The following is a 22804-nucleotide window of genomic DNA, read 5'->3' as shown; positions in this document are numbered from 1 at the left end:
TCCTGAAAGTCTCTGCGGTCGCATCAAACTACCCGCACAAACTAAGGCAGCATCCAGCCCAGTACCGCGGTGCTCTGCGCGGTCACGATCAGGCACATGACCAGGAGCAGTCCCAGGCTCCACGGCAGCACCTTGCGCAGGAGATCGCCCTCCTTGCCCGCGAGCCCCACGGCCGCGCAGGCGATCGTCAGATTCTGCGGAGAGATCATCTTGCCGAGCACCCCGCCCGAGCTGTTGGCCGCAGCGAGCAGTTCCGGCGACAGTCCGGACTCGCGTGCCGCCGACACCTGGAGTGCGCCGAAGAGAGCGTTCGCGGAGGTGTCCGAACCGGAGACGGCGACACCGAACCAGCCCAGCACGGGCGACAGGAACGCGAGCCCGGCACCCGCCGCGGCGACGAACTGCCCGATGGTGGCCGCCTGCCCGGACAGGTTCATCACGTACGCGAGAGCCAGGACGGAGATCACCGTGAGGATCGCGAACCGCAGCTCGCGCACGGTCGCCAGCCACTCGCGCGCCGCGTCGGCCGCCCGTACTCCGAGGACGACGGCGGTCAGCGCACCGGCAAGGAGCACCAGCGTCCCGCCGGTGGCGATCAGCGGCAGGGTGAACTCGTTGGCGCCGACCGGCTTCCCGTCCGGATCCGCGACATTCAGCAGCGGCCAGTCGAAGATCCGCGTCGCCTGCGCGAGCAGCCGTTTGACGGGCGGGATCTGGGCGATCGAGAAGATCACGACGATGAGGGCGTACGGGGCGTAGGCGCGCACCACCTCCCGCCGGGGGTCCTCGCGGTCGAGCTCCTCACTGCGTACGCCGGTCAGTACGGCCGCCCGCACCGGCTCCTCGGCGGGCCTGCGTGCGCCCGGTACGGCGATCAGGGCGGCCGCGCCCGCCAAGGCGGCGGCGATGTCGGCGAGTTGGGCGGAGACGTAGTTGGCCGCCGCGAACTGGGCCACGGCGAAGGCGACTCCACAGGCGAGCGCGGGCACCCAGGTCTCCCGCAGCCCCCGCCGCCCGTCGACGAGGTAGACCAGCACCAGCGGTACGACGAGCGCGAGCAGCGGTGTCTGCCGGCCGACCACCGCGGCGACCGTGTCCAGTGGCAGGCCGGTGACCTGGGCGAGTGTCACCACGGGGGTGCCCATGGCGCCGAAGGCGACGGGCGCGGTGTTGGCGACGAGGGAGACGACCGCCGCCTTCACCGGGTCGAAGCCGAGCGCGACGAGCATCACCGAGCAGATGGCGACGGGGGCGCCGAAACCGGCGAGCGCTTCGAGCAGCGCCCCGAAGCAGAAGGCGATCACCAGGGCCTGGATGCGCGGATCGTCGGAGAGCCGGCCGAACGAGCGGCGCAGGATGTCGAAGTGCTGGGTGCGGACCGTCATCCGGTACACCCACAGGGCGTTGACGACGATCCACATGATGGGGAAGAGCCCGAAGAGCACGCCCTGCGCCCCGGCCGAGAGGGTCTGGCCGAGCGGCATCGTGAAGGCGGCCCAGGCGACCAGCACGGCGACGGCGAGGCCGATCAGTCCGGCGAGGTGGGCTCTCATGCGTACGGCGCCGAGGAGCACCAGGACAGTGACCAGCGGGAGCGCGGCCACGAGGGCGGACAGGGCGAGCGAGTTGCCGACGGGTTCCAGGTCCTGCACGAACACGACAGACCTACCTCCGGATTCCGTGATGCGGAAAGCGATCTCTCACCGACTCAGGAATGGTCGTGTCCCCGACAAGCGGAGGTCAATGGTCCGCACAGGGATTCGTTCGGCTTTCAAGGAATCCGACGCTCAGCAGGCGGCGGATGCGCGGCCGGCAGAGGTGCGGATCCGCGGGCGGGCGGCATGTGGATCCGCGGCCGGCCTCCGGCAGAAGGCGGGCTCAGTCCTGCCCGTATCGCGGGTCCACGGACTCGGGCGCCAGACCGAGCAGCTCGGCGACCTGCTCCACGACGACCTCGTGCACCAGCAGCGCGCGCTCGTCGCGGTTCTTCGTACGGATCTCCACCGGGCGGCGGTAGACCACGATCCGTGCGGGCCGTCCCTTGTCCGCGGGCGCCGAGGCACCCAGCGGAACCGCCTCGTCCGGTGCTCCCGGCACGTCCAGCACCAGAAAGTCGACCTCGGCCAGCTGCGGCCAGCGCCGCTCCAGTCGCTCCATCGAGTCCTGCACCAGGTCACGGAAGGATTCGGCCCGGCTCGCCGCGAGCGGCACCTGGGGTGGTGCGACGGGTCCGCGCATCCCGCGACCATGGCGGTCGCGACGGCGCGGCCGCGGCTCGATCGGAGGGGGCGGTACAGGACTGTCCATCACTGACGCAGGGTAGCTCTCCGGGGCGGGCGGCGATCGCGCGCCCGCGCCGAGGAGGCACGATGTCGCAATGTGAGCGTTCCGACGATCGTTCGGCCCGATTGCGGGCTGCCCGGCGATCGTCGGCGTCGTCGTGATTGACCTCATTTACGCCAAGTCATGACCGCATCACGGGTGGTCGCCGTTCCGGTGCTTCTCCTTCCGCGCAGGTCAGGCCAGTTGCCCGGGACGCCCTCGATGCGGGCGTCGTACCACGACACGGTGGAGTGACCTGGTGGAGAGTCGTCGCAGCCCGCTCAAGAGTGCGGTACCGTCCAACGTCGTGAGCCCTGTACGTCGCTGTTCGCGCACCGCGTGCGGCCGCCCCGCCGTCGCGACACTGACGTACGTCTATGCCGATTCGACCGCGGTCCTCGGCCCGCTCGCCACCTACGCCGAGCCCCACTGCTACGACCTGTGTGCGGAACACAGCGAGCGGCTGACCGCCCCGCGCGGCTGGGAGGTGGTGCGGCTCACCGATGGCTCCGCCCCGTCCCGCCCCAGCGGCGACGATCTCGAAGCGCTCGCCAACGCCGTACGGGAAGCCGCGCGCCCTCAGGGCAGAGCGGCCGAGGCGCAGAACGGCCGACGGACGGCCGACCCCATGGAGGTCGCCCGCCGGGGCCATCTGCGGGTGCTGCGCTCACCGGACTCCTGAGAGCCTGCACCCCGCACCGCGGCCGACCTCAGTCGGTCGCCGCGTCCCGCGCCGCCGCCATCGGTCGACCCCCGCGGCTTCCCTGAGCCGTCGAGGCGCCGCCGTCAGTCGTCCAGTACCGACAGATCCTGGCGGGCCTTCGGCACCGCGACCGTCCCCCGGTCGTCCGGCAGCGTCTGCACCGTGAACATCGGGACACCGTCCTGCGGCAGCGCCAGCATGCGCGAGGCGTGCACCGGACCGCCCGAGACCGTCTCCACCGTCAGCGCGTACGTGCCCTTCAGCCCCGTCGGCACCGGCGGCACGACCGCCGTCGTCGTCCCCGCCTTGACCTTGTAGGTCTTCACGGCGGGGGTGCCGCCCTCGGTGCCCGCCGACGCCGTGACCTTGACCTCGCCGGCCGCACCGGGTGCGGTCAGCGAGAGCGTCGCGCCCTTGGCCGGGTTGCCGGAGACCGTCGCCCGCTCTCCGACGGCCGCGGTGGCCGGGATGAACGCGACCTCCTGCTTGTCGCCCTTGCCGCGGACGACCCGCAGTGCCGCCACGACGGGGGTCGCCCCGCCGCTCTGGGACGGGCTGAGGATCAGCGATCCGGCCTCGCCCTTGGTGACGTCGGCCAGATCGACGCTCGCGGTCATGCCGGACTTCACATGCAGGGTCTCGTGGCCCGCCGGCACGATCGCGCCGTCCGGGGCCGCGAGCTGGATCTTCAGATCCGCGTCGTCCTCGCCGGGGGCGAAGGCCACCAGCCGAACCGAGGTGGCGTCGGCGGGGATCCCGGGCAGCACCGCGGTGCCGGCGGGGTCCGCCGACGCGGTCAGCCAGTCGCTGCCGGCCTTTTCGTCGGCGGCCCGCACCACGGCGCCCACCCGGCCCGTGCGGGTCGTGACATGGACCGTGACGTCCGGGGACGGCTGCGACGTCAGCGTGGACAGCAGGACGGGGACGCTCGATCCGGCGGGCACGGGAATGCCCTCGGTCAGCGTGGTCTTGAGCGCTCCGTCCTTGCCGTACAGCTCGATGTCGGCGACGGCCGGGGTGTCGTCCGGATTGGTCAGGTGGACGTAGTCCTGGCGCTCCTCGGCGGTGGACGCACCGGGGAACCAGAAGTCGGTGTCGGGCGGGGTGCAGCCGACACCGAGCAGGCCGCGCGCGCCGCCCGCGGTGACCGTGGTCGTCTGCTGGGCGCTCCAGCCGGGTGCGAAACGGCCGGTGGCCGTACCGACGAGCGCCGCCGCGTCCCCGCCGCTCACCTTCGCCCCGACGGGCTTGCCGGGCTCCTTCAGGGTGAGCAGCGGCTTGGCGGGTCCGGGCTTCTTCGCGGGCGCCTTCTTGGGCGCGGTGTCCGGGTCGGCGAGCACCGCGCTGGACGGCTTGAGCACGGCCGCGCCGCTCTTCGCCCCGCCGTCCTTCCCCGCCGGCGTGAAGGACGAGTACTCGGTCTCGGCCACCTCGGAGCTGCTCGGCGCGGGGCAGAGCAGGCTGGAGCGCTCCACGGGGAGCCGGGCCGCGGCCGTCGTCTCCTTCTCCGCGGTGTCGCCGGGGGCACTCAGGGACGCGAATCCGGTGACCGCGGCGAGGGCGGTGACGGTGGCGAGCAGGGAGATGGTCGTGCGCTTCACTCTGACTCGCCTCGCGTCGTGTTGCCGTGGTTGCCGTTCGGTCCGGGACGCCGGCCCTGCTCGCCGTCGTACGGGTAGGGGTCGTACTGCCCGTCCGGGTACTGACCCTGCGGGTACTGACCCTCCGGGTACTGCTGCCCGTCGCCGTACTGGCCCTCCGTGTACTGGCCGTCCTGGTACTGGCCCTCGGCGTACCGGCCGCCCTGGTACTGGCCGCCCTCGCCGTAGCCGCCGTTCCGGTACGGATCGGCCTGGTAGGGGTCGGCCTGGTACGGCTGCTGGTACTGCTCGTTGCCGTAGGTGCCGTCGCTGCCGTAGGGGTACTGGTCCTGGCCGTACGCGGGGCTGTAGCCGGGTTCCGGGTAGGTCTGCTGCCCGTCCCACTCGCCGTACTGCTGCTGGGGGACGGCCGCGTACGGCTGCGGGTCGAAGACGTTCCGGTCCGCCGGGGGCTCGGCGTACGGGTCGGCGTAGTGGCCGTCGTCCTCCGTCGTGCCGGGGGCCGTGGCCGGGACGGGCGGGGCGTTCGGGGGCTCCTCCCCCTCGTTCCCCGCTTCCGCCTCGGCCTCCGCCTGGGCGCGCAGCCGGCGGGCCCGGCGGCCCTCGCCGTCCACCGGCTGGGCCGGTACGGCGACGGCCTCGTCCGGCAGGTCGTCATCGATCTGCGCCCGCCGGCCGGGCAGGGCGAGAACGACGAGCACCAGGGCGAGGAAGGCCTGCGCCCAGATCCAGCCGGTGTGGGCGGCGGAGTCCTCGTACGTCAGGTCGAGCCGGCCGCCCTCGGTGGGCAGCTCGAAGCCCTGCGCCCAGCCGTCGACGGTCGTCTTCGTCAGGGCGCGGCCGTCCAGCGTGGCCTGCCAGCCGTCGTCGGCGCGGTCGGCGATGCGCAGCACGCGCCCTTCGCCACCCGAGGGGATCTTGGTGTGCGCCTCGACGGTATCCGAGGCGACGGGCAGCGGGTCGCCCTTGCCGGTGACGATCGTGGCGCGGGCGACCTGACGGTCCACCCGCCACAGCGCGCTGCCGTCGAGCTGGCTGAGGCGGCTGAGTCCGGGGGTGGCGTCCAGGACACGGCTGGTCTGCCGCGGCGCTCCGTCCCGGACGAGGACGTAGCGGATCGCGAAGCCGCTGAGCTGGCTGGTCTGGTCGGCCCCGGAGCCGGCGACCAGATTGGCGACGATCTTGTCGAGGCGGGCGTCGCTGCCACCCGCCTCGGCCAGCTCGGCGTCACCCAGCCGGCCGCCGGAGCCCCGTACGAGGGTGTACGGCACCTGCGCGGGCGATGTGCCGCCGAGGACGAGGGTGCGCGGCTGGTCCCGGGTGTCGCTCTCCTCGGCGACGAACGCGGGCACCTGGACCGGGTCACGCCGGGTGAGCGGATCGGCGGCGCCGCCGATCATCCAGCCCGCGGCCGCGACGACCGGGCCGATGCCCGCCGCCAGCGCGATGAGCACGGCGACGGGCTGCCGCCAGCCGAAGTTCTGGGCGGCGACGCGGGTCCGGCCGCCTTCGGCGCCGAGGACGGCCGCCGACAGCAGGGCGATGCCGTAGACGAGGGTGGCGGGTCCGGCCCAGCCGGAGCCGTTGGCGACGGCCGCGAAGAGGAGCCCGACGAGCGCGGCGGCCCAGGCCGTGCGGACCGCGAACTGCCGCTCCTCGCGCAGCAGCGCGGCCAGGGCGGCGAGGACGATGCCGATCAGCAGGAGCCCGCCGCCCGCCTTCGGACCGCCGGGGCTGGTGCCGAGCAGGTCGAGCGCCGACGCGCTGCCGCTGCCGATGTCGAGTCCGGCTTCGCGGAGGAAGGCCGAGGGACTGGTCAGCAGCGTGAGCGACCAGGGCGCCAGGACGAGCAGCGGAGTGCCCACGGCGGCGAGGAGGCGCAGCGCGTAGGCGGTGATGTCGTTACGGCGCAGGACGAGGACGCCGATCCCGAGGACCAGCGCGATCAGCCAGACCACGGGCGTGAACGCCGTGGTGACGGTGAGCAGCAGGGCGTACGCCCAGGTCGCGCGCCAGCTGCCGCGCGCGCCGGAGCCGGCGCCCGCGCGCAGACCGTGTGCCGCGACGGCCGCGCGGACCATGAGCGGCAGGAGGATCGCGAGGACCGCGGTGCCGAGCCGTCCGGTGGCGAGGGCGCCGGTGGCCGCGGGCAGGAAGGCGTACGCGACGGCCGCCCAGGCCCGCAGCAGCCTGGACTCGACGATGGGCCGTGAGGCGAAGTACGCGGTGAGACCGGCGAGCGGCACCGAGCAGACGAGCAGCACGGTGAGCGCGAATCCGGTGGAGCCGAGGAAGAGCGTGGACAGGCCCGCGAGGATGCCCAGATAGGGCGGTGCGGTCTGGGTGCCGCCGGTCCCGAGGGGGTGCCAGCCGTCCGCGTAGCGCGACCAGAGGTCGGAGACGTCGGCCGGGGCGGGCAGCAGGGCGCCGCCGGCGAGCGATCCGCCGCCGAAGAGTCCGCGGCAGGCGACGACGGAGACGATCAGGAGGAGGGCGAACAGCACCGGCGCGGGCTTGCCCGCGATCTTCTTCAGCCGGGCGAACTGCTCGATCTCGAGGTAGTCGGCGTCGTCACCACCGGGGCCGGACTCGACGGCGCCGTGCCGGGAGCCGCCCGCGTCGGAGTCCTTGCCGGCGCCGAAGTGTCCGGCGACCTGCTCGACCGTGGCACGGACGGTGGCGCCGGTCGGCGGGAACAGGGAGCGCAGTTCGGCGGCTTCGACGGCTCGGCCCTGCGCCCTTCTGCGACGGCCGGCGATGATGCGCTCGGGTCGCAGCAGGGTGCCGAAGAGGCCCATGACCTCGTCGACGGCCTGGCCGGGCACCTTGCCGACGAGATAGGCGAGGGTGCGCAGCAGCGTGCCGAGGACGATGCGCAGCAGGACATAGGGAAGCGTCACACCACGGGCGTTGGTGAGCAGCGTGTAGACGGCCCCGGCCTTGTCGACGCGGTGGGGGCTCGCGACGGAGCGGCCCGCGCAGTCGACGGTGCGGCGTTCGCGTGCGGCGGCCTCCGCGTGCCGCAGCACGGCGTCGGGGGCGATGAGGACGCGATGGCCTGCGGAGTGCGCGCGCCAGCACAGGTCGACGTCGTCGCGCATGAGGGGCAGCCGGCGGTCGAAGCCGCCGAGTTCCTCGAAGACGTCGCGGCGGACGAGCATGCCGGCGGAGGAGACGGAGAGTACGGAGCGGACCTGGTCGTGCTGGCCCTGGTCCTGCTCGCGCCGGTCGAGTCCGGTCCACCGACGTCCGCTGTTGGCGATGGAGACGCCGGTCTCCAGGAGCTGCTTGCGGTCGTACCAGCCGCGGAGCTTGGGCCCGACGACGGCCGCGTACTCGTCGGAGTCGACGACGCGCAGCAGTTCGGCGAGGGCGTCCGGCTCGGGCGCCGCGTCGTCGTGGAGGAGCCACAGCCACTGCACCGGTTCGCCGTACGGCAGTTCCGGCATGTCGTACGTCTCGTCGCGCCAGCTCCTGGTGACCGGGTCCCAGCCGCTGGGCCGCTTCAGATAGGGCAGGTCATCGGGGGTGAGGATGCCCGCGGTGCGGGTGGCCTCGTCGACGGCCGTGCCGAAGCCGGTGCGGCGTGCCAGATGCAGGACGCGGTCGGCGCCGAGTGCCTCGGTGAGCAGCCGCGCGGAGTCGTCGGCGCTGCCGGTGTCGGCGGCGACGACGTTCTGCACGGGGCGCTCCTGGCCGAGGAGTCCGGCGAGGGCGTCGGGGAGCCAGCGCGCGCCGTCGTGGGAGACGAGCACGGCGGTGACGACGTGCCGCGGGAACTCCGGCGGATGTGCTGAGGCGAACGCGGCTGTGGTGGCGGACATTGAGGTACGGGCCCTCCGGCCGGGGGGTCGCCCCCGATGGGGCGTTGGAGCGTCTCGGACGGGGCCCCACACTAACGGTAGGAAAATGCGCTGGGGTGCGAAGTGCCCGCACGGCCCCGGACACCGGGGGTGCGCCGGACACACGAACGGTCCGCCGGCTGCGATGCGGGTGCAGGCGGCGGACCGTGAGGCAGGTTGCGTCGGGTGAGGGCTGGTCGGACCCGGGATATTCGCTCGGTGTTCAGACGGCGGCCTTCTTCAGCCGGCGCCGCTCGCGCTCGGACAGGCCGCCCCAGATTCCGAATCGCTCGTCGTTGGCAAGGGCGTACTCAAGGCATTCGGAGCGGACTTCACAGGCGAGGCAGACCTTTTTGGCCTCCCGCGTGGAGCCGCCTTTCTCGGGGAAGAAGGACTCGGGATCGGTCTGGGCGCACAACGCGCGCTCCTGCCAGCCGAGTTCCTCGTCCGCGTCCTCGACCAGCAGTTGTTCGAACAGCTCGGTCATGTGCGCCCCTCGTCTGTCTTTTGCGTCCCCGTGATGTTGCCGTTTGATCGATGTCGGCCGAACGACACGAGTGAAATTACAAGTGCGTGGATCCGGGCCAGTCAAGCCGAGATCTGCTATTGGGCCCCGTATTCACTCTGCGGAACCAAGGCTATGCGGAAAGTGTTCAAATCACCAAAAATCTGACACATGCCAGCGGCCTGCTCCAACCACCGCCTTCCCCTCTTATCGGGGAAGACGCCGCAGGGTTCGATCTTGTTGCGATCGAGCCGGTGAAGCGATCCGGATCACAGTCCGGTCACAGGACGGCAGCGGCGTTTGCGAGCGCGGTTGCTGCGCCATGTCTCCCAGGCCCTGGCTGCACAAACCTTTCTCCGTGCGCAGTAACCGGATGAGGTGAAAGATTGCCGCCAAATCGGTCATTGAGTTGACATCAAAGACGCCGACCCGGCACCTTTGGTGACATGCCAGCGACCTCAGCGCACTACGCGACCCCGCTCCGTGGGTTCCGCAGCGCTGTCCAGGCGCGCTGTTGCTGTTCCAGCTGTTGATGCCCTGGCGCTCCAGCGACTCCCCGCATGCCGTTCGTTCCGCATGCCGCGTCACCCGTGTCTCGCGACTCCCCCAGCACTGCTCGTTCTCTGCCGAGGAAACCGCACACCATGAACAGCGACAGCGACCTTCAGATCGCCGGCGACATCCTCGCCGTACAGCACCTTCTCCAGCCTGCCCGTGAGCACCCGGCCACCGTCGCCGACTTCGTCGGGCTCGCCCGCTCCGTCGCCGCCGACCGCGCGCAGTGGGCCCACCTCGTCGAGTACGACGCCGCCAGCCGCTGGTACCACCTGCTGCGCACCGGTCCGGGCTACGAGGTGTGGCTGTTGTCGTGGGTGCCCGGCCAGGGCAGCGGGATGCACGACCACGGCCCCTCGTCCGGTGTGCTGACCGTGCTGGAGGGCGAACTGACCGAGCGCACCGAGCGCACCTCCCGTTCGCTCGGTGCGGGCGCACAGCGGGTGTTCGCGCCCGGCTATGCGCACGAAGTGATCAACGACTCGCTCGAGCCGGCCGTCTCGCTGCACGTCTACTACCCGGGTCTGACCGAAATGCCGATGCACCCGAGCCAGTCCTCCCCGGCGGCCCAGGACGTCGTACGCGCCTGATTGACTGGGGCCATGCGCATTGTGGTTCTGGCCGGCGGCATCGGCGGCGCCCGTTTCCTCCGTGGTCTCCTGCAGGCCGCGCCCGAAGCGGACGTCACGGTGATCGGGAACACCGGCGACGACATCCATCTGTTCGGGCTGAAGGTCTGCCCCGACCTCGACACCGTGATGTACACCCTCGGCGGTGGCATCAACGAAGAGCAGGGCTGGGGGCGTACGGACGAGACGTTCCAGGTCAAGAGCGAACTGGCGGCGTACGGGGTGGGACCCGAGTGGTTCGGCCTCGGCGACCGCGACTTCGCGACCCACATCGTCCGCACCCAGATGATCGCGGCGGGCTATCCGCTCAGCGCCGTCACCGAAGCGCTCTGCGCGCGCTGGAACCCCGGCGTGCGGCTGCTGCCGATGACGGACGACCGCGTCGAGACCCATGTCGCCGTCGAGATCGACGGCGAGAAGAAGGTCATCCACTTCCAGGAGTACTGGGTGAAGCTGCGGGCCTCCGTGCCCGCTGAGGCCGTCGTGCCCGTCGGCGCCGACCAGGCCAAGCCCGCACCGGGCGTGCTGGAGGCCATCGCCTCCGCCGACGTCATTCTCTTCCCGCCGTCGAACCCGGTCGTCAGCGTGGGCACGATCCTCGCCGTGCCCGGCATCCGCGAGGCCATCGCCGACGCGGGTGTGCCCGTGGTGGGCCTGTCCCCCATCGTCGGGAACGCTCCCGTGCGCGGGATGGCCGACAAGGTGCTCGCGGCCGTGGGGGTGGAGGCGACGGCCGCCGCCGTGGCCTCGCACTACGGCTCCGGTCTGCTGGACGGCTGGCTCGTCGACACCGTCGACGCGGGCACGGTCGGCGAGATCGAGGCGGCGGGCATCCGCTGCCGTGCCGTGCCGCTGCTGATGACGGACACCGACGCGACCGCCGAGATGGCGCGTCAGGCGCTGGCCCTGGCCGAGGAGGTCCGGGCGTGAGGTTCGAGGTCCGGGCCGTGCCCGGACTGCCGGAGGTCGGCCCGGGCGACGACCTCGCCGCCCTGGTCGCCGCCGCCGCGCCGGATCTCGCGGACGGCGACATCCTGCTGGTCACCTCCAAGATCGTGAGCAAGGCCGAGGGACGGATCCTCGCCGCTGCCGACCGCGAGGCCGCCATCGACGCGGAGACCGTACGGGTCGTGGCCCGGCGCGGTCCGCTGCGCATCGTCGAGAACCGGCAGGGCCTGGTCATGGCCGCCGCCGGGGTGGACGCCTCCAACACCCCTGCCGGGACGGTGCTGCTGCTGCCCGAGGACCCCGACGCCTCGGCGCGGGCGCTCCGCGACGGACTGCGTGAGTCGCTCGGCGTGGACGTCGGCGTCGTCGTCACCGACACCTTCGGACGCCCGTGGCGCAACGGCCTCACCGATGTCGCCATCGGCGCAGCGGGTGTCCGCGTGCTCGACGATCTGCGCGGCGGCACCGATGCCCACGGCAATCCGCTGAGCGCGACCGTCGTCGCCACCGCGGACGAACTCGCCTCCGCCGGCGACCTGGTGAAGGGTAAGGCGGAAGGGCTGCCGGTCGCCGTCGTGCGCGGACTCGCCCATCTGGTCGGCGACGGAGACGGTGAGGGCGACGTCGCCCGCGCGCTGGTGCGCTCCCCCGCCGACGACATGTTCCGGCTCGGTACGTCGGAGGCGGTACGGGAAGCGGTCGCCCAGCGGCGCACGGTGCGCGAGTTCACCGACGAGCCGGTCGACCCGGGCGCGGTGCGCCGCGCCGTGGCCGCAGCCGTCACCGCGCCGGCGCCGCACCACACGACACCGTGGCGCTTCGTCCTGCTCGAATCGACCGTCGCGCGCACCGCGTTGCTCGACGCGATGAAGGACGCGTGGATCGAGGACCTGCGGCGGGACGGCAAGTCGGAGGAGTCGATCGCGAAGCGGGTGCGCCGGGGCGATGTGCTGCGCCGGGCGCCGTACCTCGTGGTGCCGTGCCTGGTCATGGACGGCTCGCACCACTACGGCGACGCGCGGCGGGACGCCGCGGAGCGGGAGATGTTCGTGGTCGCGACGGGCGCGGGCGTGCAGAACTTCCTGGTGGCGCTGGCCGGTGAACGCCTCGGCTCGGCCTGGGTGTCGTCGACGATGTTCTGCCGTGACGTCGTCCGCAAGGTCCTGGACCTGCCGGCGGACTGGGACCCGATGGGCGCCGTGGCGGTGGGCCACGCGGCGGCACCGCCGAAGGACCGGCCCGCGCGTGAGGCGGCCGCCTTCATCGAGGTGCGCTAGCTAGGGCGGTCGGCCCGTTGAGGAGCGTCGTCCGGTGCGTGCCGTCGCATGCGGCCGGAGGTCCTTCCAGCGGAGCCACCAGGACGTGTGGCCGACGCGGCGTGGGGGTACCTCCCGTGCCGAAGGGCTACGGGGAAGCACAGGGCGGCCGCGACAGGGCAAAGCCCGCCGGGTGCGGCACCAGCAGGCGCTCCCCGGGGGACGGATGCTCCCGGGGCCACCGGTCAGAGCTTGCCGATGTCGGTGCGCGGCATCTTCGGCATGCGGCGCGGGGGCGTACGGCCGCTCAGCAGGATGAAACGGGCGGCCCGGTGGCGCTGGCCCGCGTAGGGGGCGAGGAGTTCAAGCATCGCGGCGTCGTCGGCGTCGCGGTCGCCCGCGAGTGCGTAGCCGACGATGCGCGGCAGATGCAGATCGCCGGTGGTGACCGCGTCCGGTGCGCCGTTGCTGCGCTGCACGGTCTCGGCGGACGTCCAGGGCCCGACACCCGGGATCAACTCCAGCCGGGCACGCGCCTGTTCGGGCTCCATCGCCGCTGCCTCCTCCAGCCGGCGGGCCACCCGGACCGCGCGCAGGATGGTGGAGGCACGCTTGTTGTCGACGCCCGCGCGGTGCCACTCCCACGACGGGATGAGCGCCCAGGTGCGGGCCTCCGGTGTCACGTACAGGCGCATCGCGGGCCCCGGCGCGGGCTCGCCGTACTTCCGCACGAGCAGCCGCCAGGCGCGGTAGGCCTCCTCGACGGTGACCTTCTGCTCCAGGATCGAGGGGATCAGCGACTCCAGGACCAGTCCGGTGCGGGTGAGCCGCAGGCCCGGGCGGCGGCGGTGGGTGTGGGCCACGAGCCGGTGGCGGGGGACGAATACGTCCGGGTCGTCCTGCGCGCCGAGCAGGTCGGGCAGGCCCTCCAGCAGCCACTCCGCGCCCGGGCCCCACGCCTCGGCTTCCGCGGCGCCGTCCCGCAGGGCCACGCGCAGTGTGCCGGGGCCGGCGGGTGTCCGGCAGGCGCGCCACACCGAGCCGTCCGGTGTGACACGGAACGCCGGGTCGCCGGGGCCGCGCCGCAGCGGACCGAGGACGAGCCCGAGGTCGAGGGGCCAGGGCGGCGTCCAGCGACGGGTCCGGGAGGCGGAGACCTGGGCCGGGACGGCGCCGGTGGGCACAGCCGTGTGACCGCCGCGCACCGTGGTGCGGGTCGTCGGGGTCGCCGGGGTCGTCCGGGGCGTCGGAGTGAATCGTCCTGCCACGGTGTATGAGCGTACGGGCCCGCGCTTCCCTCGGCGGGCCCTTCACCCACCCGGTCCGGCGCCTGGCCGGGATCACCCGCCCCGGAGGGCGGGCGCTCGTCACTGGTCCGAGGAGAACCGCACCGCTCCGGCGGGCAGCACCGCGTCGCACCACACCCGCGCACCGTCACGGAGTTCGTTGTCCGCGCCCACCGTCGCACCGTCGCCCACGACGGTGTCCGACAGGACGGTGCGCGCACCGACCCGGGCGCGCTCGCCGATCAGGGAGGCGGAGATCACAGCGCCCTCCTCCACCACGGCGCCCGCCAGGACCACACTGCCGTCCACCCGGGCGCCCGGGTGGACGCTCGCTCCCTCGCAGACCACGGTGCCGCCGGTGAGCTTGGCGTCCGCCGCCACCGTCGCCGACTCCAGCACCAGACGGTCACCGCAGCGACCGGGCACCGCCGGCGACGGCGCGCGGCCCATGACCAGGTCCGCGGAGCCGCGGACGAAGGCCTGGGGCGTACCGAGGTCCAGCCAGTAGGTGGAGTCGACCATGCCCTGGAGATGCGCACCGGCGCTCAGCAGGTCCGGGAACGTCTCCCGCTCGACCGAGACCGGCCGCCCCGACGGGATCGTGTCGATGACCGAACGCCGGAAGACATAGGCCCCCGCGTTGATCTGGTCGGTGACGATCTCCTCCGGCGTCTGCGGCTTCTCCAGGAACGCGGTCACCCGGCCGCTCGGATCCGTCGGCACCAGGCCGAACGCCCGCGGGTCCTCCACACGGGTCAGATGGAGCGAGACATCGGCGCCCGAGGAGCGGTGCGTCGAGACGAGTGCGCCGATGTCCAGGCCGGTGAGGATGTCTCCGTTGAAGATGAGGACCGGTTCGTCCGGCCCCGACCGCAGCCGGCTTGCGACATTGCGAATCGCGCCGCCGGTGCCGAGGGGCTCCTCCTCGGTGACGTACTCCAGATGGAGACCGAGCGAGGACCCGTCACCGAAGTACGGCTCGAAGACCTCGGCGAGGTAGGACGTCGCCAGCACGATGTGATCGACACCTGCCGCCCGCGCCCGCGCCAGTTGGTGGGTGAGGAAGGGGACACCCGCCGCCGGCACCATCGGTTTCGGCGTGTTGACGGTGAGGGGACGCAGCCGGGTGCCCTTGCCGCCGACCAGGAGGATCGCTTCTGTCACCGTGTCGTCTCTGCTTCCTGTCCGGGCCGGGCGTGATCAGTCGTTCGAGACCGGCCAGTGTATGCAGTGGGCGGCACGTTCCCCGTCAGCCACGTCCCTGCAGCTTGGCCGAGGCGCTCCGGGCGGTGCCGAGCTTGCTGTAGAGGCGGGCTCCCGGACATTCGGTGAGGAACCCGTCGCGGTGTCCGGAGATGACGTTGAAGCTGACCTTCTTGCCCTTCTTGTACTTGCCGCTGCCTCCGGACGTCAGCGTTACCTTCCCCTTCGGGTTGCCCTTGAACAGCCCGATCTTCCACGCGGTCAGCCGGGCGATCGCGGTCACGGCGGCCGCCGGCGGGGTGGAGCGACTGTACGTGCCGAGTACGGCCACGCCCATGCTGTTCGTGTTGAATCCCAGCGTGTGCGCGCCGAGCACCGCTCTGGTCACGCCTCCCGCGCGGCCTTCGTAGATGTTTCCGCACTTGTCGACGGCGAAGTTGTAGCCGAAGTCGCGCCAGCCGCTGCTCACCACGTGGTAGCGGTAGATACTGCGGAGGACTGAGGGCGCCTGCTTGCACGTATAGCTGTTGCCGGTGGCGCTGTGGTGGACGAAGGCCGCCTTGACGGTCTTCGTGTAGACGAAGGTCTTCTCGCGCAGCGACTCGCTGGCGCCCCACCCCTTGCGGGTGATGATGCGCGGCCGGGGGCCGATGTAGGGCTTGGCGGCGGCTCCGGCGGCCTCCACCTCGGTGGCGTCGGTCGCGTCGGTCGCGTCGGTCGCGTCGGCGGTGCCCGCGTTCACCTCGGCCTGCGCCTGGGCCCGCACCTGAGCCACTGTCTCCTTCGCGCTGAGCGCGGGAAGCACGGTGCCGGCCGCCGTGCCGCCGCCCGGGGCGACCCGCTCCGACGCGTCGGGGTCCTCACCGGGGTCGACGAGTTCGACGCGCATGCCCTCGGGCAGCGGGACCGGCTCCGAGGTCTCGGGTCGGACGCGTACCTCCACGCCGTCCGAAGCACCCACCCACAGGGGGGCCGTGGCGCCGCGCACCTTGCCGGACTCACCCTCGGCCGTGCCGGGGTCGGCGCCGTGTTCGTCGTTGTGGGTCTCGACGTCCTGCCAGGCCGACCACGCGCCGGTGCCGACCGCGCGCGTGCGCACCTGGACCGAGCCGTGCAGTTCGGCGTGCACGTCGTCCCAGACGACGCCGATGAGGGAGAAGGGTCTGACGTCCTGCTCGGGGAGCCGCCGCTCGGCGGCAGGTCCGCGCGAACGGTCGGACGACGTCGGTCCGACGGCCGTCAGCGGCAGTGACTGAGTGGAGCCGGGTACGTCCGGCGCCGCTATGACTCGTGGTGGCGCGGCTATGGCGCCTGAGGACAGGGAGAGCGGAAGGACGAGCGCGGCGGAGGCCGCGACACCGATCGAAGAAGCCAGGAATCCACGCATGCAGTTGATGGTGTGCCGGGGCAGCCGAGTTCGCTTCCCGGAGAAAAGAGCCGGCGCGTCGGTCCGACCGGAGGAACCCGTCACCGGGACGGCGGCCTGCCGGGGTACCCCGCCACGTACGCTGGGCCGCGTGAACCCCAGCGACCGTACCCCCGCCGACCTGCTGCGATCCGCGCTCGCCGCGGACCCGGCGCGCCCCTTGGTCACTTTCTACGACGACGCCACCGGTGAACGCGTCGAATTGTCCGTCGCGACCTTCGCCAATTGGGTGGCCAAGACAGCCAATCTGCTCCAGGGCGATCTTGCCGCCGGACCGGGCGACCGGCTCGCGCTGCTGCTGCCCGCGCACTGGCAGAGCACGGTGTGGCTGCTCGCCTGTTCGTCGGTCGGCGTGACCGTGGAGGTGGGTGGCGACCCGGCGGACGCGGACGTCGTCGTCAGCGGTCCGGACACACTGGAGGAGGCGCGCGCCTGCTCCGGAGAGCGGGTGGCCCTCGCCCTGCGGCCGCTGGGCGGGCGTTTCCCCCAGCCGCCCGAGGGGTTCGTCGACTACGCGGTGGAGGTGCCCGCCCAGGGCGACCGCTTCGCGCCGTTCGCGCCGGTGGACCCGGCCGCGCCCGCGCTCGCCGTCGGCGGAGTGGAGCTGACCGGCGTCCAGCTGGTCGAGAAGGCGCGCACGGATGCGGCCGAACTGGGCCTGGTGAGCGGGTCCCGGCTGCTGACGGGACGCGACTACACATCCTGGGAGGGCCTGTCCGCCGGGCTGTTCGCACCGCTCGCAGCAGGCGCCTCCGTGGTGTTGTGCCGCAATCTCGGGGAACTGTCCCAAGACAACCTTGACAAGCGCATCGAGAGCGAGCGGGTCACCAACACCGCAGTATGACAAGCCTCCGAGGGCCACTCGTGTGGCGCACACACGGGCCGAGCCCTCGGGCTCCGGCCTCAACTCCGGTGGATGATCGGCGATACGTGTGCTTCAACGCACAACCAAGCGTGAGGTTCAGCCGTCTAGTCCTGCGATCGGCGACCCAGCGCGCCGCCGACGCCATGAAGGATGGACGCAGACGTGACGGACAGTGCTGGCACGCCGGCCGAACCGGACGGCCACGCCGGGGACGAGCGGGCATCGGACCCGCCCGCGGCGGACACCCCCGCGCCTCGTACGGGCCGGGCCAGCACCCCTCCGCCCGCGTCCGGGGATGGCGAGAACTCGCCATCGGACGAGACGCTTCGGGCGGGCGGGACACATGAGGACGCCACGGGCGAGAGCGGCGCAGACGGGGATGATAGGGACGAATCGGCGGATGACGCCGGAGTGTCCGGCAACGCCGGCGACGGGCGCACGGACGGCCCGGCGGACGGCTCAACGGAAGACGCGGGCGACGGCCCGGCGGACGATCGGGCGAACGCCACCGCCGACGAGCACTCCGCCGGTCAACACTCCCCCGACGGGTCCGCCGAAGCCGAAACCGGCGACGACGAAACCGAAGCCGCCGCCCACGAGTCCGCCGACACCACCGCCGAACCCACTCAAAACGCCCGAACTGCCCACACGGAGACCGACGCCGCCGTAGAGCCCAAGGTCGCCGTCACCGAAGCCACCGCCGAAGCGGATCCCGCCGCACCCGAGGCCGGGCCCGACGCGCCGGCCCGCAAGCGCCACTGGCTGCGCTGGGTCGCCCTCGGCACCGCCGTCTTCGTGGTGGCCGCCTCCGGGGTCGGCTGGTGGTTCTACCAGAAGCTCGACGGCAACATCACGACCGACACCTCCGCCGCGGCCGAGCTGGAGACCTACGAGAAGGAACGGCCCACGCCCGTCGCGCTCAACGCGCAGAACATCCTGCTCCTCGGCTCCGACACCCGCTCCGGCAAGGGCAACAGCAAGTACGGCCAGGACGGCGGCACCCAGCGCTCCGACACCGCGATCCTGCTGCACATCGCGGCGGACCGGCAGAGCGCGACCGCGATGTCCGTCCCGCGCGACCTGATGGTGTCCATTCCCAGCTGCCGCAAGCCCGACGGGACCCGCACGAGTGAGCAGTTCGCGCAGTTCAACTGGGCGTTCGAGTTCGGCGGCGCCGCCTGCACCATCCGTACCGTGGAGCGCATGACCGGCATCCGCGTCGACCACCACATGGTGGTGGACTTCAGCGGCTTCAAGGAGATGGTCGACGCCGTCGACGGTGTCGAGGTCTGCCTCAAGGAACCGATCGACGACGCCGACGCCCATCTGAAGCTGCCCGCCGGCAAGCAGACCCTCAACGGCGAGCAGGCCCTGGGCTACGTCCGCGCCCGTAAGAGCATCGGCAACGGCAGTGACACGGAACGCATGGACCGCCAGCAGCAGTTCCTCGGCGCACTGGTCAAGAAGGTCCAGAGCAACGGCGTGCTGCTGAATCCGGCACGGCTCTACCCGGTGCTGGACGCGGCGACGAAGTCGCTGACCACGGACCCGGGCCTGGACTCGCTGCGGGACCTGTACGACCTGACGCGCTCGGTGCGCAGCATCCCCACCGAGAAAGTGCAGTTCCTCACGGTCCCCCGGCAGGCGTACTCCGCCGATCCGAACCGTGACGAGTTGCGGCAGCCGGACGCCGCCGAGCTCTTCAAGCGGCTGCGGCAGGACAGTCCGATCACCGTGGTTCCCGGCGGAATCGGTGAGAAGCAGCCTGGCGAGAAGCCGGATCCGAACAGCTCCACGGACCCGTCGCCGTCGCCGACGTTCGCCGGCCGGAACGCGGCCGCGGCCGCCTGTGAGTAAAGCGATGACCAAGGCAGGGCGGGGAGTCCATGCCTATTAGGCAGATTGCCCACTTGTAAGGGGCGTGGAATTTGTCACGGACGTCGCCCCACGTTGAACTGGGCGGATAGTGTGACGCGATCCGGTGCTACGACCCCGTGTCGCGCACTGCTGGATCGAAAGACCGAGCGCCCTTCGGGGGAGGCGCGTCGCGTGGCACCGACGGAGGACTCAAGCAACCGTGGATGCGCAAAGCCGTGGGCGGGCGGACGAGATCGACCCCGCCGACCAGTGGGTACTCAACCCGCAGACCGGCAACTACGAGCTGCGACTGGGTCAATCCGCAGCGCAGTCGGCCTCGTCGGGCGGCTCCTCCTCGAGAAGCGCCGCCCGTAAGGCAGCCGACGCCGGCGGATCCGCCCCGCGAACTCCGTCCCCGCGCAGCGCGCAGGGCCGCAGGACCCAGGCCCCCGGCCGCGAGGTGCCCCCGCAGCGCTCCCGTCGCGCCGGCGACGCCTCGGGTGGCAAGAACCCGCCGCACGCGGGCCGCCGCAAGCGCAAGCAGGCCAACTCCCGCAAGAAGAAGGCGATGATGTGGACGGGCGGCGTGGTCGCCTTCCTCGTCGTCGCCACGTCCGTCGCCGGATACCTCGTGTACCGCCACTTCGACGGCAACCTCAACACGGTCGACGTGGCGGGGGCCGGCAGCGGCGGCTTCAAGAAGGACCAGGCCGTCAACATCCTGGTCATCGGCACCGACAAGCGGTCCGGCGCGGGCAACGAGTCCTACGGGGACAAGGACAGCGTCGGCCACGCCGACACCACGATCCTCTTCCATGTCTCCAAGGACCGGACCAACGCGACGGCGCTGTCCATCCCGCGCGACCTGATCACGAACATCCCGGACTGCGAGACCAAGTCCGGCGACGAGACGAAGATCATCCCCGGTACGCAGAAGACCCGGTTCAACGAGAGCCTCGGCCAGTCGGGCCGCGACCCGGGCTGCACCATGCGGACGGTCAAGGAGCTGACCGGCGTGACCGTCGACCACTTCATGATGGCCGACTTCAACGCGGTGAAGACCATGACGACGGCCGTCGGCGGTGTCGAGGTGTGCCTGGCCAAGGACATCAACGACAAGGACTCCAAGCTCAACCTTCCCGCCGGAAAGCACGTCCTGGCAGGGGAGGACGCCCTGGCGTTCGTCCGGACGCGGCACTCGGTGGGCTTCGGCGGCGACCTCAGCCGTATCGAGATCCAGCAGCAGTTCCTGAGTTCGCTGATCCGCAAGATGAAGTCGAGCGACACCATGTCGAGCCCCTCGAAGATGTGGGACCTGGCGGAGGCCGCCACCAAGGCGCTCACCGTCGACACGGGCATAGGGAAGATCTCGCGGCTGCGCGACCTCGGCATGGAACTGTCCAAGGTGGACCCGAAGAACATCACCTTCGCCACCGTCCCCGTCGTCGACAACACCGACGGTGCCACCGTGCTGCTGAGCGAGGAGAAGGCCAAGCCGCTCTTCTCGATGATCCAGAACGACACCTCGCTCACCGAGGTGAAGCAGAAGGAGCAGGACGCCAAGAACAAGCAGAAGGGTCTGCTGACCGGGCCGAGGGCCGCGGCCGCAGATGTGCGGGTCGCCGTCTACAACGGCAGCAACACCCAGGGGGCGGCGCTGGCGACGCTGACCTGGCTGCAGAACGAGGAGGGCGTCCTGAAGTCGAGCAACGAGGGCAACGCCCCCGAGAAGCTCGCGAAGACGACGCTGACGTACGCGCCGAACCAGGCGAACCAGGCCCGCAAGCTCGCGGATCTGATGGGGCTGCCCGCGACGGCACTGAAGCCGGGAACGGCGAACGCCGAGGGACTCGAGGCGATGACGCTGACCCTCGGTGCGGATTACAAGGGCGCAGGGGTGCCCATCACCGGTCCGGCGAAGGCGCCGGAAGGTGTGCAGAAGGTCGAAGCGGACAAACAGGTGTGCGCCAAGTGACTCGGGACCTCCCGGTCGCTCGGCCTGCCTGAACGACAGGGGGAACCAGGGGTGGGTCAGAACAGCGTGCGGGGAAAGGGGACGCGCCAGGGCGTCCCGCACGCCCGTGAAGTGGGGTGGGACGAGGGGCTGTACGACGAGGAGGGCGACGGCTCCAAGGGCCGTGCGCGTCTGGCTCTCGACGACGAGCGGGAGGCCCCGGCGGCGGGGACGGCCGGCAAAGGCGGACACGGCCGCCGCGGCCCGGCGGCACGACGACGGCAGAAACGCGGCAAACGCCGCATACTGCGCTGGGTCGCGTCCGTGCTCTCGCTGCTGATACTCGCCACGGCGGGTGCCGGCTATCTGTACTACGAGCACCTCAACAGCAAGCTCAAGAAGGACGATCTGACCCTCGGCAACGACATGCCGGACCACAAGGCCAACGCGGCCGGTCAGACGCCGCTGAACATCCTGCTCATCGGATCGGACGCACGCGACAACGCGGCGAACCAGAAGCTCGGCGGCGCGAAGAAGACCTTCGGCTCGACCCCGCTCGCCGATGTGCAGATGCTGGTGCACATGTCCGCCGACCGCTCCAACATCTCGGTGATCAGCATGCCGCGCGACACCATGCTGAAGATCCCTGAGTGCACCGACCCGGACAGCAAGAAGACCTATCCGGCGTCCCGCTTCGCCCCGACGAACGAGTCACTGGGGCGCGGTGGTCCGGGCTGCACGGTGGCGACCTGGTACGAACTCACCGGCATCACCATCGACCACTTCATGATGATCGACTTCGCGGGCGTGGTCTCCATGGCCGACGCCATCGGCGGCGTCCCCGTCTGTGTCCTGCAGAACGTGCACTCCCGCAACCGCACCGGCCAGGGCTCCGGGCTCAAGCTGCCCGCGGGCACCCACCCCGTCAAGGGTGAGCAGGCGCTCCAGTGGCTGCGGACGCGCTACGGCTTCGAGGACGGCACCGACCTCGCGCGCACCCACGCGCAGCACATGTACATGAACTCGATGGTGCGCGAGCTGCGCGAGAACACCAAGCTCACCGACCCCAACAAGCTGCGCAAACTCGCCGAGGCCGCCATCGGGGCCCTCACCGTCGACAACGGCATCGACTCGGTCAAGAAGCTCTACGACCTCGGCGGCCAGCTCAAGAGCGTGCCCACCGGCCGGATCACCATGACGACCATGCCGAACGTCTACTCGCAGCGCCCGGGTTACGCCGGCAAGGTCGAGCCCAAGGAGGGGGACGCCGAGCAGCTGTTCCGGATGGTCCGCGAGGACGTCCCGCTGGACGGCAAGGCGGCGAAGACCCCGCCGAAGAAGCCGGCGGCGCCGGCGGTGTCCAAGGACCCTGCGGCCGCGCCCGCCGAGATCTCGGTGTCGGTGCAGAACGGCACCGGCGCGGACGGCCGGATCCCGCAGAAGGGCCGCGCGACGGAGATCGCCGGGGTGCTGAGCGGCAAGGGCTTCACCCGCGCGGTGGCCGACGCCACGCCCAACGCGCAGGCGAAGACGGTCGTCCGGTACTCCAACGCGGAGCTGGAGGGCGACGCCCAGGCGATCGCCAAAGCCCTCGGGATCCCGCTGACTTCGGTGAAGAAGTCGACGGACGTCACCGGCATCGCGCTGATCGTGGGATCGGACTGGCGTCAGGGCACCGCCTTCCCGAAGGCGCCGGCCGTCGACAACAAGACGCCCGACTCGGCGCGCGCGCTCAACGGCAACACCAAGGCCTGCATGAAGATCCAGCCGGGATTCACCTGGTAGACCGCGCAGGACCGCCGACGCGGAGGGCCCCGGGTGCGTGCACCCGGGGCCCTCCGTGCGAGACGTC

General features: G+C 71.5%; 16 protein-coding genes. 8 read left to right on the top strand and 8 right to left on the bottom strand.

Features of this window, described 5'->3' with window-relative positions; all coding sequences use genetic code 11:
- Positions 1-41: 41 nt before the first annotated feature.
- Entirely contained in the window at positions 42-1658 is a 1617-nt protein-coding gene (locus tag ACFWU3_RS29140; RefSeq protein ID WP_384443636.1) for an L-lactate permease, read from the bottom strand.
- Positions 1659-1878: 220 nt separating this feature from the next.
- Complete coding sequence (locus ACFWU3_RS29135; RefSeq protein WP_313945987.1) at positions 1879-2307, bottom strand: metallopeptidase family protein; 429 nt, start codon at positions 2305-2307, stop codon at positions 1879-1881.
- Positions 2308-2581: 274 nt separating this feature from the next.
- On the opposite strand from ACFWU3_RS29135, the gene ACFWU3_RS29130 reads away from it, so the two are divergent.
- Positions 2582-3004 carry a DUF3499 domain-containing protein gene (locus ACFWU3_RS29130; RefSeq protein WP_352210434.1) on the top strand — a complete coding sequence of 141 codons (423 nt, stop codon included), beginning with the start codon at positions 2582-2584 and terminating at the stop codon, positions 3002-3004.
- A 104-nt stretch (positions 3005-3108) separates the two neighbouring features.
- Here the strand turns inward: ACFWU3_RS29130 and ACFWU3_RS29125 are convergent, their stop codons facing one another.
- From ACFWU3_RS29125 to ACFWU3_RS29115, 3 genes are all read right to left on the bottom strand, one after another.
- Positions 3109-4626, bottom strand: a complete 1518-nt coding sequence (locus tag ACFWU3_RS29125; RefSeq protein ID WP_384443633.1) for a DUF5719 family protein — start codon at positions 4624-4626, stop codon at positions 3109-3111.
- Positions 4623-8450, bottom strand: a complete 3828-nt coding sequence (locus tag ACFWU3_RS29120) for a glycosyltransferase (RefSeq protein ID WP_384443631.1) — start codon at positions 8448-8450, stop codon at positions 4623-4625. The genes ACFWU3_RS29125 and ACFWU3_RS29120 overlap by 4 nt, the downstream gene beginning before the upstream one ends.
- A 241-nt stretch (positions 8451-8691) precedes the next feature.
- Positions 8692-8955, bottom strand: a complete 264-nt coding sequence (locus ACFWU3_RS29115) for a WhiB family transcriptional regulator (RefSeq protein WP_023541320.1) — start codon at positions 8953-8955, stop codon at positions 8692-8694.
- A 662-nt stretch (positions 8956-9617) separates the two neighbouring features.
- Between ACFWU3_RS29115 and ACFWU3_RS29110 the strand changes: the two genes are divergently transcribed.
- Genes ACFWU3_RS29110 through ACFWU3_RS29100 form a run of 3 tightly spaced genes read left to right on the top strand, consistent with a single transcriptional unit; the run spans position 9618 to position 12382 of the window.
- Positions 9618-10118, top strand: coding sequence for a cysteine dioxygenase family protein (locus ACFWU3_RS29110; RefSeq protein WP_356706208.1), 501 nt, complete (start codon positions 9618-9620; stop codon positions 10116-10118).
- A gap of 12 nt (positions 10119-10130) precedes the next feature.
- Complete coding sequence (gene cofD, locus ACFWU3_RS29105) at positions 10131-11087, top strand: 2-phospho-L-lactate transferase (protein ID WP_384443629.1); 957 nt, start codon at positions 10131-10133, stop codon at positions 11085-11087.
- Positions 11084-12382, top strand: coding sequence for a coenzyme F420-0:L-glutamate ligase (locus ACFWU3_RS29100; protein ID WP_384443627.1), 1299 nt, complete (start codon positions 11084-11086; stop codon positions 12380-12382). Before cofD ends, ACFWU3_RS29100 begins: the two co-directional genes overlap by 4 nt.
- Positions 12383-12606: 224 nt before the next feature.
- Here ACFWU3_RS29100 and ACFWU3_RS29095 read toward each other — a convergent pair whose 3' ends face one another.
- The 3 genes from ACFWU3_RS29095 to ACFWU3_RS29085 form a co-directional block, all read right to left on the bottom strand.
- Positions 12607-13629 carry a DNA-3-methyladenine glycosylase family protein gene (locus ACFWU3_RS29095; RefSeq protein WP_384443625.1) on the bottom strand — a complete coding sequence of 341 codons (1023 nt, stop codon included), beginning with the start codon at positions 13627-13629 and terminating at the stop codon, positions 12607-12609.
- A gap of 99 nt (positions 13630-13728) precedes the next feature.
- On the bottom strand, positions 13729-14811 hold the full coding sequence (locus ACFWU3_RS29090; protein ID WP_384443623.1) for a sugar phosphate nucleotidyltransferase: 1083 nt from the start codon (positions 14809-14811) through the stop codon (positions 13729-13731).
- A gap of 85 nt (positions 14812-14896) precedes the next feature.
- Positions 14897-16237: a peptidoglycan recognition protein gene (locus ACFWU3_RS29085; protein WP_384443621.1), complete on the bottom strand. Its 1341-nt coding sequence runs from the start codon at positions 16235-16237 to the stop codon at positions 14897-14899.
- 130 nt (positions 16238-16367) lie between these two features.
- Between ACFWU3_RS29085 and ACFWU3_RS29080 the strand changes: the two genes are divergently transcribed.
- From ACFWU3_RS29080 to ACFWU3_RS29065, 4 genes are all read left to right on the top strand, one after another.
- A complete protein-coding gene (locus ACFWU3_RS29080; RefSeq protein ID WP_384443619.1) occupies positions 16368-17120 on the top strand; it encodes a TIGR03089 family protein in 753 nt (250 codons plus the stop codon).
- A gap of 432 nt (positions 17121-17552) precedes the next feature.
- Positions 17553-18998, top strand: coding sequence for an LCP family protein (locus ACFWU3_RS29075; RefSeq protein ID WP_384443617.1), 1446 nt, complete (start codon positions 17553-17555; stop codon positions 18996-18998).
- Positions 18999-19218: 220 nt separating this feature from the next.
- On the top strand, positions 19219-20973 hold the full coding sequence (locus tag ACFWU3_RS29070) for an LCP family protein (protein WP_384443615.1): 1755 nt from the start codon (positions 19219-19221) through the stop codon (positions 20971-20973).
- 51 nt (positions 20974-21024) lie between these two features.
- Positions 21025-22737, top strand: coding sequence for an LCP family protein (locus ACFWU3_RS29065; RefSeq protein WP_384443613.1), 1713 nt, complete (start codon positions 21025-21027; stop codon positions 22735-22737).
- The last annotated feature ends 67 nt before the right edge of the window (positions 22738-22804 follow it).

This window comes from Streptomyces sp. NPDC058685 (assembly GCF_042714725.1).
Taxonomy (GTDB): Bacteria; Actinomycetota; Actinomycetes; order Streptomycetales; family Streptomycetaceae; genus Streptomyces.
Note: the sequence above shows the minus strand (reverse complement) of the source record. Positions and strands in the feature narration are given on the sequence as shown.

Bases quoted from the DNA above. Each gene is read 5' to 3' on its own strand.
- ACFWU3_RS29135 (WP_313945987.1), bottom strand. From the start codon at position 2,307: ATGGACAGTCCTGTACCGCCCCCTCCGATCGAGCCGCGGCCGCGCCGT.
- ACFWU3_RS29115 (WP_023541320.1), bottom strand. From the start codon at position 8,955: ATGACCGAGCTGTTCGAACAACTGCTGGTCGAGGACGCGGACGAGGAA.
- ACFWU3_RS29085 (WP_384443621.1), bottom strand. From the start codon at position 16,237: ATGCGTGGATTCCTGGCTTCTTCGATCGGTGTCGCGGCCTCCGCCGCG.
- ACFWU3_RS29120 (WP_384443631.1), bottom strand. From the start codon at position 8,450: ATGTCCGCCACCACAGCCGCGTTCGCCTCAGCACATCCGCCGGAGTTC.
- ACFWU3_RS29110 (WP_356706208.1), top strand. From the start codon at position 9,618: ATGAACAGCGACAGCGACCTTCAGATCGCCGGCGACATCCTCGCCGTA.
- cofD (WP_384443629.1), top strand. From the start codon at position 10,131: ATGCGCATTGTGGTTCTGGCCGGCGGCATCGGCGGCGCCCGTTTCCTC.